Source organism: Bradyrhizobium sp. USDA 4472, assembly GCF_054058595.1.
Genome location: NZ_JBSSAM010000001.1, coordinates 3,450,955 through 3,462,500, shown reverse-complemented (window position 1 = coordinate 3,462,500; position 11,546 = coordinate 3,450,955). Strand labels below are relative to the sequence as shown.

Annotated in this window: 5 protein-coding genes, 2 tRNA genes and 2 rRNA genes (1 of these 9 running past the window's edge); 4 read left to right on the top strand and 5 right to left on the bottom strand. The window is 61.7% G+C overall.

Annotated features, from left to right (window positions below; all coding sequences use genetic code 11):
* From ACVWZ4_RS15955 to ACVWZ4_RS15940, 4 genes are all read right to left on the bottom strand, one after another.
* Positions 1-307 (bottom strand): 23S ribosomal RNA (locus tag ACVWZ4_RS15955); it reaches 2,540 nt to the left of the window's first position.
* Positions 308-693: 386 nt separating this feature from the next.
* Positions 694-769, bottom strand: a tRNA-Ala gene (locus ACVWZ4_RS15950).
* Positions 770-802: 33 nt separating this feature from the next.
* A tRNA-Ile gene (locus ACVWZ4_RS15945) sits at positions 803-879 on the bottom strand.
* A 186-nt stretch (positions 880-1,065) separates the two neighbouring features.
* Positions 1,066-2,552 (bottom strand): 16S ribosomal RNA (locus ACVWZ4_RS15940).
* The 16S and 23S rRNA genes sit together here with 2 tRNA genes alongside, the layout of an rRNA operon.
* 1,001 nt (positions 2,553-3,553) lie before the next feature.
* Here ACVWZ4_RS15940 and ACVWZ4_RS15935 point away from each other — a divergent pair.
* The 3 genes from ACVWZ4_RS15935 (at position 3,554) to ACVWZ4_RS15925 (ending at position 7,737) form a co-directional block, all read left to right on the top strand.
* Entirely contained in the window at positions 3,554-5,617 is a 2,064-nt protein-coding gene (locus ACVWZ4_RS15935; protein WP_456737147.1) for a M23 family metallopeptidase, read from the top strand.
* Positions 5,618-5,759: 142 nt separating this feature from the next.
* A complete protein-coding gene (locus tag ACVWZ4_RS15930) occupies positions 5,760-7,379 on the top strand; it encodes a hypothetical protein (RefSeq protein WP_456699849.1) in 1,620 nt (539 codons plus the stop codon).
* Positions 7,380-7,470: 91 nt separating this feature from the next.
* Complete coding sequence (locus ACVWZ4_RS15925) at positions 7,471-7,737, top strand: hypothetical protein (RefSeq protein WP_456699850.1); 267 nt, start codon at positions 7,471-7,473, stop codon at positions 7,735-7,737.
* A gap of 78 nt (positions 7,738-7,815) precedes the next feature.
* Here the strand turns inward: ACVWZ4_RS15925 and clpB are convergent, their stop codons facing one another.
* Entirely contained in the window at positions 7,816-10,455 is a 2,640-nt protein-coding gene (gene clpB / locus ACVWZ4_RS15920; RefSeq protein ID WP_456740709.1) for an ATP-dependent chaperone ClpB, read from the bottom strand.
* A gap of 241 nt (positions 10,456-10,696) precedes the next feature.
* Between clpB and ACVWZ4_RS15915 the strand changes: the two genes are divergently transcribed.
* Positions 10,697-11,485, top strand: coding sequence for an MOSC domain-containing protein (locus ACVWZ4_RS15915; protein WP_456699852.1), 789 nt, complete (start codon positions 10,697-10,699; stop codon positions 11,483-11,485).
* Positions 11,486-11,546 lie beyond the last annotated feature (61 nt).

The following is an 11,546-nucleotide window of genomic DNA, read 5'->3' as shown; positions in this document are numbered from 1 at the left end:
TTTCCTCCAGGTACTTAGATGTTTCAGTTCCCTGGGTTCGCTTGAAACCTCCTATGTATTCAGAAGTCTCATACCTTCTCTTGATAACCGGAAATCCAAAACCTCGAGGGTTATGGTCCCGATCATTTCTGGTCGAACACCAAGACCTGAGGTCTTGGAGTTCCGGCTATCGAAGGTGGGTTTCCCCATTCGGAAATCCGCGGATCAAAGCTTCTTCGCAGCTCCCCACGGCTTATCGCAGCGTAGCACGTCCTTCATCGCCTCTCAGCGCCAAGGCATCCACCGAACACCCTTAAGGCACTTGATTGCTCTCATTATCAATGTCCACACACTCGGCAGAATGTTGTCTGTACGATTGCCTTTCGGCGCGCGCCCTCGATGAACGCTACGTACAGCCGGACAATGATTAGAAAGACCAGCTTGCTTCGTAAGATCGTTCCGATAGCGAGGCGGTCAAGCTTCGCTAAAAGGATCATTTCACAACTCAAGAGCCAACCTTGCGGTCAACGTCGAGCGCCGAAAATGATCCGGAGATAATGAAGGATTCGCGCAGCAATCTGCTACACGACCCAACTCGGATCGATCTCCTCTTTACGATGTCAGAAAACACGCAACTTGCTGTCTATCCAGACTAGCAGGATGCGAAGTGATGTTTCGCGGACGACGGTACATGACCTCGGTGATCAAACCATCTGGTGGAGCCAGACGGGATCGAACCGACGACCTCATGCTTGCAAAGCACGCGCTCTCCCAGCTGAGCTATGGCCCCGTAACCAGAAGACGAATGCTCACTCGATGAGTGTGGTGGGCCTGGGAAGACTTGAACTTCCGACCTCACGCTTATCAAGCGCGCGCTCTAACCAACTGAGCTACAAGCCCCTAACGCCTATCCCGTTAAGGACCATGGGATCCTGCGCAGCAGGCCCAGCGCGTGTTCGTCCGCGAAGAAAGAGAAACGTAGACGGCGAAATCCCGCCAATGGAGCTCAACGATCTGGCGATCTGTTGGCCCCTGATGTTTCTAAAACAGCTCGATAGAAGCAAGCTTCTGAAGAGCCATCCTTAGAAAGGAGGTGATCCAGCCGCAGGTTCCCCTACGGCTACCTTGTTACGACTTCACCCCAGTCGCTGACCCTACCGTGGCCGGCTGCCTCCTTGCGGTTAGCGCACCGTCTTCAGGTAAAACCAACTCCCATGGTGTGACGGGCGGTGTGTACAAGGCCCGGGAACGTATTCACCGTGGCGTGCTGATCCACGATTACTAGCGATTCCAACTTCATGGGCTCGAGTTGCAGAGCCCAATCCGAACTGAGACGGCTTTTTGAGATTTGCGAAGGGTCACCCCTTAGCATCCCATTGTCACCGCCATTGTAGCACGTGTGTAGCCCAGCCCGTAAGGGCCATGAGGACTTGACGTCATCCCCACCTTCCTCGCGGCTTATCACCGGCAGTCTCCTTAGAGTGCTCAACTAAATGGTAGCAACTAAGGACGGGGGTTGCGCTCGTTGCGGGACTTAACCCAACATCTCACGACACGAGCTGACGACAGCCATGCAGCACCTGTGTTCCAGGCTCCGAAGAGAAAGTCACATCTCTGCGACCGGTCCTGGACATGTCAAGGGCTGGTAAGGTTCTGCGCGTTGCGTCGAATTAAACCACATGCTCCACCGCTTGTGCGGGCCCCCGTCAATTCCTTTGAGTTTTAATCTTGCGACCGTACTCCCCAGGCGGAATGCTTAAAGCGTTAGCTGCGCCACTAGTGAGTAAACCCACTAACGGCTGGCATTCATCGTTTACGGCGTGGACTACCAGGGTATCTAATCCTGTTTGCTCCCCACGCTTTCGTGCCTCAGCGTCAGTACCGGGCCAGTGAGCCGCCTTCGCCACTGGTGTTCTTGCGAATATCTACGAATTTCACCTCTACACTCGCAGTTCCACTCACCTCTCCCGGACTCAAGATCTTCAGTATCAAAGGCAGTTCTGGAGTTGAGCTCCAGGATTTCACCCCTGACTTAAAAACCCGCCTACGCACCCTTTACGCCCAGTGATTCCGAGCAACGCTAGCCCCCTTCGTATTACCGCGGCTGCTGGCACGAAGTTAGCCGGGGCTTATTCTTGCGGTACCGTCATTATCTTCCCGCACAAAAGAGCTTTACAACCCTAGGGCCTTCATCACTCACGCGGCATGGCTGGATCAGGGTTGCCCCCATTGTCCAATATTCCCCACTGCTGCCTCCCGTAGGAGTTTGGGCCGTGTCTCAGTCCCAATGTGGCTGATCATCCTCTCAGACCAGCTACTGATCGTCGCCTTGGTAGGCCATTACCCTACCAACTAGCTAATCAGACGCGGGCCGATCTTTCGGCGATAAATCTTTCCCCGTAAGGGCTTATCCGGTATTAGCACAAGTTTCCCTGTGTTGTTCCGAACCAAAAGGTACGTTCCCACGCGTTACTCACCCGTCTGCCGCTGACGTATTGCTACGCCCGCTCGACTTGCATGTGTTAAGCCTGCCGCCAGCGTTCGCTCTGAGCCAGGATCAAACTCTCAAGTTGGACTTGAACTTTGAACCGGCTGATCACAACGTTTGACGAGGTCCCACCATTATCGACCGAAGTCGATGTGCTGCCTGCGATTCACATCGCTGGCAACGATGGTGTTTCCTTTGAAACGTGTACCGCCGAAGTCTTTCGTCCGGTCTCGATCGGAAAAGCCGAAGCTCTTCAGAAGCGAGACCCGCAAGGACTCCGCCGTCCACGTTTCTCTTTCTTCATCTTCACTTGTCAAACAGCCCGGGACCAGGAGGCCCCAACCTTCCGGAGTGGAAGGGTTCCGACACCCTTACTGACGTCGAATGACTCCAACCGATTGTGTCGGCTGTTGTGTCACTCAACAAGTTGAGGAGCATCAGTGGCGCGTTCGCTCGCCTTGGTCAGTGACCCGGCGGCGCCGCGCTCAGTGGTTGGGGTTATAGGCCGCACCTTCCGGGCTGTCAACGCCAATCGTCAACAAATCGTCGCACAGTGGATTGTCGCAAAAAATCTAGTGATTACAGTTCATTAGCGAGCCATGGAGCGCGCGAGGCGGAGCGTCTCGGTAAAAAATCTGAAAAAAAGTTTGGGCCCGGGCGGCCTCCTGAGGGGGCCTGGGAGGGTCCTGAGGGGGGCCGGAAGAGGCCTCGGGCGCCGCGTCGCCCAAGGCCCCGCGCCCGCCATTCAGGAAACTTTTTCGATCTTAGGCGCCGTACTAGAGCCACAATCCCGCGGCGTTCTGGTATGACACAAGCTTGAATCGCAGGGATGCCAGTGGGGGCTGCCGGCGATTTGCTTGGGGTTCAGAGAAGGCGATCTGACGATGACGCGGCCTTCTTCGGACATTCGAAAGACATCGAGAGACCTTCACCTGCCCAGCTGTTCGTAATTTCGACCGGGCCCTCACTTGGGGCCTTCTGAGCGCGAGCACCTGTGCGGTACGGCTTTTTCCGCAATCCCCTGGAGAGGGCGAGCTGGGGAAGGTCTGCGGCGAGGGTTTCGGATCGTTGATTGGGGGACTTGGGTTGAACCAGAGGACGTCACGCGGCGCTTACGGGCGTGAGACCGGGATCATCGATCTCGGCCACGAGCCGCCGCTGTCCGTCGATGGTTCCGAGGCCGCCGTCATCGATCGCCGCCGCGTCTCGGTGCAATGGTTCAGCGGCACAATTCTGACCGGACTCTGCGGCGCAGCCCTGATCGGCGGCGCCGTATTCGCATCTCTCGACGGCGAAATGACTTTCGCCAAGGTGCCGGAGCGGGTCGAAGGCGCGCTGCGTGGCGCCTTCGGCGCGGCCGATCGCACCGCGACCCTGCACAAGAGCGACCGTCTGCCCCCGCCGAGCGACACCACGGCCTCGCGCAACATCGTCCGCGTCTCGACGGTGGCTCGCGTCGGCAACCGTGACGTGATGCGCGTCCGCCCCTTCGTTCGGATCGCCGGCAATCTGTCGATGACGACCAGCGACCTGTCGGCGAAAATCCCGCCTTTCAACGCGCAACGTCTGCTCACCGACGTCGGCTCAGACGCGAAGACTGCTGCCGACGATCCGAACAACCCCGAAGCCGTCGAGCCCGACGCCGAGGTCTCCTTCGTCACCAAGGACCTGTCGCCGGTGCTGCCGAAGGCCAAGATTTCCGCGGTCGTGGCGCTCGACGACATCCTGATGCGGGTGCGCGATGCCGCCAATTGGCGCGGCAATGGCGGGGTGCGCTACGCATCCCTCGCCAATGCCACCGCCGACGTCTCAGGCACGACCGGACCATCCGAGATGAAGATGGCCTACGCCGCCGAAGCGTCGCCGTCCGATCCCTATGCCGGTTTCGAGACCCGCGTGGTGCCTGAAAACGTCACGCTGCTGCCGAAGACGAAGGAGCAGATCACCGGCGGCAATCCGAACGGCGAGCGCGTCCACCTGGTCAAGAAGGGCGACAGCGTCGGCTCGGTCCTCCGCGATCTCGGCGCCACCGCGGACGAGATCAAGGCGATCACGGCAACGCTCGGCCCCCGCGGCCGCGACGGCGGCCTGAAGGAAGGCGAGAAGCTTCGCATCCTGATGGCACCCGCAAGCCCCGGCGCGCGGCTCCAGCCCTACCGCGTCGTGGTCGCCAACGACACCGTGGTCGAAGCGATCGCGGCGTTGTCCGATCTCGGCAAATACGTCGCGGTCGACGTTTCCAGCATGAATACCGTCGCCGACGCTACGGCCAACACCAACAGCGACGACGATGAAGATGACGACGGCAGCGGCGTGCGGCTCTACCAGAGCATCTACGAGACCGCGATGCGCAACAAAGTGCCGATGCCCGTCATCGACGACATGATCAAGATCTACTCCTACGACGTCGATTTCCAGCGCAAGGTGCAGCCGGGCGATTCGTTCGACGTGTTCTATGCCGGCGAAGACGAGGGCTCGACGGCGGTCGACAAGAGCGAAGTGCTGTTCGCCTCGCTCACGGTCGGCGGTGAAACCAAGAAATATTATCGCTACCAGAGCCCGGACGACGGCGTCGTCGACTACTATGACGAGACCGGCAAGAGCGCGAAGAAGTTCCTGGTCCGCAAGCCCGTCAACAGCGCCATCATGCGCTCCGGCTTCGGCGGCCGCCGCCATCCGATCCTCGGCTATGTGAAGATGCACACCGGCGTCGACTGGGCCACGGCCTACGGAACGCCGATCTTCGCTGCCGGCAACGGCGTGATCGAGAAGGCCCAGCTCGAAGGCGGCTACGGCAAATACGTCCGCATCAAGCACAACAACGGCTACGAGACCGCCTATGGTCACATGTCGGCCTTTGCCAAGGGCATGGAGCCCGGCAAGAAGGTGCGGCAGGGCCAGGTCATCGGCTTCGTCGGCTCGACCGGCCAGTCGACCGGCCCGCACGTTCATTACGAGATCCTCGTCAACGGCCGCTTCGTCGACCCGATGCGCGTGAAGCTGCCGCGCGGCCGTTCGCTCGAGGGCCCGATGCTCGCGGGGTTCGAGAAGGAGCGCGACCGCCTCGACGCCATGATGAGCGGCCGGGCCGGCGCCATCGCCCGCATGTCGGATGCGACCGGCGGGCCGTTGCAGGTCAGCAACCGCTGATTGGACAAGCGGTCGAAATCGACCTGCCATCCCCCGAAACGTGATTGCGGTGCGACGTCATTTTGACGCGCCGCAATTTCAAGTTTCGTTTGCCAAAGCGGTGTGACGAGCAAATACTTTCCAAAAAAGGGGAGGTCTCGCCATGACGCACAGGTTCGCCTGCGCAGCCTTCGCCGCTGCGATTTTTGCAACCACGAGCGCTTTTGCCGATGGCTGGGAGGTCACAAAGCTTGTCCCGGGCTCGGCCTTCCACGGCGTGCACGGACTCGGAATCGATAAGGACGGCCATCTGTTTGCGGGCAGCGTCGCAGGTGCGGCGCTCTATGAAGTCGACGTTGCCGCGGGTACCGCCAAGGTTGCAATCCCCGCACCTGTGGGCATGGCCGACGACATCGCCTTCGCGCCCGATGGCACCATGGCCTGGACCGGTTTCCTGACCGGCGATCTCTATGCGCGCAAGGGCGACGGCCCGATCAAGAAGCTGGCCAGCGGCCTTCCCGGCATCAATTCGCTCGCCTATCGCAGGGATGGCCGGCTCTACGCCACCACCGTCTTCCTCGGCGACACGCTCTATGAAATCGACGTCGACGGAGTCAAACCGCCGCGCCAGATCATGGACAAGATGGGCGGCCTCAACGGCTTCGAGTTCGGGCCCGACGACAAGCTCTACGGTCCGCTCTGGTTCAAGGGACAGGTCGCAAAGGTCGACGTCGACAAGGCCGAACTGACCGTCGTCGCCGACGGATTCAAGGTCCCCGCCGCGGTGAATTTCGATTCCAAGGGCAATCTCTGGGTGGTCGACACGGCGCTCGGCCAGCTCGTTCGCGTCGATCCCAAGTCCGGCACCAAGACCGTGGTCGCGCAACTGAAGCCGTCGCTGGACAATCTCGCCATCGACGACAGGGACCGCATCTACGTCTCCAACATGGCCGACAACGGCATCCAGGAGGTCGATCCGGCGACCGGCCAGGCGAAGCAAATCATCGTCGGCAAGCTCGCTTTGCCCGGCGGCATCGGCGTTACCTCTGAAAACAGCAAGGATACGATCCACGTCGCCGACGTGTTTGCCTATCGCACGGTGGACGGCGCAACCGGCGAGGTCATCGAGAAGGCGCGCATGCACGCCGACGGCGTCACCCTCGAATATCCGATGAGCGCGACGGCGAAAGGCAACGACGTGGTCCTGTCGAGCTGGTTCACCGGCACGGTACAGGTGATCGACGGCAAGTCCGGCGCGACGCGCGAGATGCTGCACGGCTTTAAGGCGCCGCACGACGCCATCGTGCTTGCCGACGGCAGCCTGCTGGTGGCCGAACTCGGCACCAAATCTCTGGTCAAAGTCAGCGGTGAGCACGGCAAGGATCGCGCCACGCTGATCGGTGGGCTCGAAGGCCCGATCGGCCTCGTCGCCGGATCGGGCGACGAGGTCTATGTCACCGAAGCCTTTGCCGGTACCGTCTCCAGGATCGACAAGAATGGCGAGAAGACGGTGCTCGCCAAGGACCTCAAAATGCCCGAAGGTCTTGCGCGCGCAAACGACGGCCGGTTGATCGTGGCGGAGGTCGGCGCCACCAGGCTGATCGAAATCGACCCGGAGAACGGCCAGGTTACGGAGATTGCGGCCAATCTTCCGATCGGCCTGATCGGAGCGCCCAATGGCCTGCCGACCCACATCCCGACCGGCGTTGCGGTCGGCAGCTCCGGCACCATCTATTTCAGCTCGGACGTCGAGAATGCGATTTACAAGGTCGTGAAGAAGTAGGCTCGCCTGGGGGGACGCCGGCCGCGGAACAGGTGCCCCGGCTTTCCTGTTAGACGCTGACGGAAACCCCCACCAGCAGGAGGACCGTCCCATGACGCGCCTCTCACGCGACGATGTCGTCAAGGCCGTGGACCGGGCCGACGACGTCACCATAGCCCAGATCATCGAAACCGGCGCAACTGTCGAGGAACTCACTGAGGCCCAAGCCTGGCTCGCCAACGACGAACCCATGATCAACGATTTGCGGCCACTGGCACAGGGCCGCGTGCGTGAACTCGTGGATATTCTCTCGGAGCTAGAACAGGACGATGACGAGCAAGGTCCTGCCGGGCCTGGCTCGGCGTCGGCAATCAGCTAAAGCGATCAACTGACAAAAATTCGCCCCGGAGAGAGCAACCTCTCCGGAGCGAATTGCTTTGGCGATGCGCGTCGGCGCTCAGTTCAGCTTGCGCTTCGGCACCGGCGCCTCGAATGGCGCGATCTCCGCGGTCTGCGGCGCCTTGCCGTTGAAGGTCAGCACATTGCCTTCAGACGAGATCGCAACCGTGTCGCCATCCCTGACGTCGCCGGCCAGGATCATCTCCGCGAGCGGATCCTGGAGATAGCGCTGGACCACCCGCTTCAGCGGCCGCGCACCGTAGGCCGGATCCCAGCCCTTGGCCGCGAGCCAGTCGCGGCCCGAGGCGTCGAGCGTCAGCACGATCTTGCGATCGGTCAGCAGCTTCTGCAGCCGCGCGAACTGGATCTCGACGATCCGGCCCATCTCGCTGCGCTGCAGGCGATGGAAAAGGATGATCTCGTCGACGCGGTTGAGGAATTCCGGCCTGAAATGCCCCCGCACCATTCCCATCACCTGCTCACGCACGGCGGAGGTGTCTTCGCCCTCCGGTTGATTCACCAGAAACTCCGAACCGAGGTTCGAGGTCATGATGATCAAGGTATTGCGGAAATCGACGGTACGGCCCTGGCCATCGGTCAGGCGGCCGTCGTCGAGCACCTGCAACAGCACGTTGAAGACGTCGGGATGGGCTTTCTCGATCTCGTCGAACAGCACGACCTGGTAAGGCCGGCGCCGCACCGCTTCGGTGAGCGCACCACCCTCGTCGTAACCGACATAGCCGGGAGGCGCGCCGATCAGCCGCGAGACCGAATGCTTCTCCATGTACTCGGACATGTCGAGGCGAACCATCGCGGTCTCGTCGTTGAACAGGTACTCGGCGAGCGCTTTCGTCAACTCGGTCTTGCCGACGCCGGTGGGACCCAAGAACATGAACGAGCCGGTCGGCCGATTCGGATCCTGCAGGCCCGCGCGCGAGCGGCGCACGGCCGTTGCGACGGCACGCACGGCCTCGGCTTGGCCGACGACGCGCTTGCCGAGCTGCTCCTCCATCTTGAGGAGCTTCTCCTTCTCGCCTTCCAGCATCTTGTCGACGGGCACGCCGGTCCAGCGCGAGACCACCTGCGCGATGTGGTTGGCGGTGACCGCCTCCTCCATCATCTCGCCGGAGTTCTCCTTGGCCTCGATATCAGCCAGTTGCTTTTCCAGCTGCGGGATCCGGCCGTAGGCCAGCTCGCCCGCCTTCTGAAACTCGCCGCGCCGCTGCGCATCGGCCAGATCGACGCGCAAGGCGTCGAGCTCCGACTTCAGCTTCTGGGCGTTGGAGAGCTTGCTCTTCTCCGCACTCCAGCGCGCGGTCAGCGCGGTGGATTTCTCCTCGAGTTCGGCCAGCTCCTTCTGCAGCGTTTCCAGACGCGACTTGGAGCCGAGATCGCTTTCCTTCTTCAGCGCTTCCTGCTCGATCTTGAGCCGGATGATCTCCCGATCGAGCGAATCCAGCTCTTCCGGCTTGGAATCGACCTGCATCTTCAGCCGCGCCGCGGCCTCGTCCACGAGGTCGATGGCCTTGTCCGGCAGGAAGCGGTCTGTGATGTAACGGTTGGACAGCGTCGTCGCGGCCACGAGCGCGGAATCGGTGATCCGTACTCCGTGGTGCTGCTCATACTTGTCCTTGAGGCCGCGCAGGATCGAGATCGTGTCCTCGACCGAAGGCTCGCTGACGAAGATCGGCTGGAAACGCCGCGCCAGCGCCGCATCCTTCTCGACATGCTTGCGGTACTCGTCGAGCGTGGTCGCACCGATGCAGTGCAGCTCGCCGCGGGCGAGCGCGGGCTTGAGCAGGTTGGAGGCGTCCATCGCGCCCTCGCCCTTGCCGGCGCCGATCAGCGTGTGCATCTCGTCGATGAACAGGATGAAGGTGCCTTCGCTCGCGGTCACTTCCTGGAGCACGGCCTTCAGCCGCTCCTCGAACTCACCGCGGTATTTTGCACCCGCGATCAGTGCGCCAAGATCGAGCGATAGCAGCTTCTTGTCCTGGAGGCTCTCCGGCACGTCACCGTTGACGATGCGCAGCGCGAGGCCTTCGGCGATCGCGGTCTTGCCGACGCCGGGCTCGCCGATCAGGACGGGATTGTTCTTGGTCCGGCGCGAGAGCACCTGGATGGTGCGGCGGATCTCCTCGTCACGGCCGATGACCGGGTCGAGCTTGCCGTCGCGCGCGGCCTGGGTCAGGTCGCGGGCATATTTCTTCAGCGCGTCATAGGCGTTCTCGGCGGTCGCGGAATCCGCGGTGCGGCCCTTGCGCAGCGCCTCGATGGCGGCGTTGAGGTTTTGCGGGGTGACGCCGCCCTTCGCGAGAATCGCGCCGGCCTCGCTGGTCTTCTCCAGCGTGAGGCCGAGCAGCAGACGCTCGACCGTGACAAAGCTGTCGCCCGCCTTCTCGCCGGCTTTTTCGGCGGCATCGAAGGTGCGGGCAAGCTCGGGTGCCAGATAGATCTGGCCGCCACCGCCGCCGGAAACCTTCGGCACCTTGCCCAGGGCATCCTCGGTCGCCTTCAGAATGGCGCGGGAATTACCGCCGGCGCGGTCGATCAGGCCGGAAGCCAAGCCTTCACTGTCGTCCAGCAGCACTTTCAGGAGATGCAGGGTGGAAAACTGCTGATGTCCCTCGCGCATCGCAAGCGACTGCGCGGACTGGATGAAGCCCCTGGAGCGTTCGGTATATTTATCGATATTCATGTGGTTTCTGTCCCTCGGCCTGCCCCTGGGGCCCTAACAGGCACCCCAAACGGCATCTTCATTGGGTTTCCGCTTGCCGCGTTGACGTTGCTCAACCGGCAGCGGTCGTTATCGGCCGACACTGGCGCCGGCCTGAACCAGATGTGGGAAGCGTGCCCTCGGATCGGAAGAGGCAAGTTCACAATTTCGTGCGCAGATCGGCCCACTTGGCGAGGACAGAGCGAATCCCCTAAGTAGCCGCATGACCGCCAATCAGACGGCCGAGATCACCGGCCTTTACCGCTACCCGATCAAAGGCCTGACGCCGGAACCCCTGTCCCGGGTGCCCTTGCGCTCAGGCCAGACCCTGCCCTCCGATCGCCGCTACGCGATCGAGAACGGACCCAGCGGATTTGACCCGGAAGCCCCGGGATGGCAGCCCAAAATCCAGTTTCTGATGCTGGCCCGCAATGAGCGGTTGGCCTCCTTGGACAGCCGGTTCGAGGACGCGACCAATCGCCTGACCCTTCGCAAGAACGGCCAGATCGTCGCCAGCGGCGATCTCGAGACCGCCGACGGCCGCGCCGCCATCGAGGCCTATTTCGCGGAGAATTTTCATGCGGAGCTGAAGGGGCCGCCAAAAGTTCTGTCCGGCCGTGGCCACAGTTTTTCCGACGTGGCCCGCAAGGTCGTGTCCATCATCAACATCGAGAGCGTCCGCGCCATCGAGACCATGCTCGATGGCATCGCCGTCAATCCCCTGCGCTTCCGCGCCAATCTCTACGTGACGGGCTGGCCAGCCTGGTCCGAGCTCGACCTCGTCGGCCAGACGCTCGCGATCGGGCAGGCGCGGCTGAAGGTGGTGAAGCGCATCGTCCGCTGCCCGGCCACGAATGTGGATCCGGTGACGGCGAAGCGCGATCTCGAGATACCGCCGACGTTGTCGCGCCATCTCGGCCACATGGACTGCGGCATCTATGCCGAGGTAATGGCCGACGGCGAGATCGGCGTGGGCGATGCGGTCGCCGTGGAACAACCGAGATTGGTGTGAGCTTCGTAGGGTGGGTTAGCGAAGCGGATGCGCAAGGCGCAATCCGCTAGCTAACCCACCC

Bases quoted from the DNA above. Each gene is read 5' to 3' on its own strand.
- ACVWZ4_RS15930 (WP_456699849.1), top strand. From the start codon at position 5,760: ATGACGCACAGGTTCGCCTGCGCAGCCTTCGCCGCTGCGATTTTTGCA.
- ACVWZ4_RS15925 (WP_456699850.1), top strand. From the start codon at position 7,471: ATGACGCGCCTCTCACGCGACGATGTCGTCAAGGCCGTGGACCGGGCC.
- clpB (WP_456740709.1), bottom strand. From the start codon at position 10,455: ATGAATATCGATAAATATACCGAACGCTCCAGGGGCTTCATCCAGTCC.
- ACVWZ4_RS15915 (WP_456699852.1), top strand. From the start codon at position 10,697: ATGACCGCCAATCAGACGGCCGAGATCACCGGCCTTTACCGCTACCCG.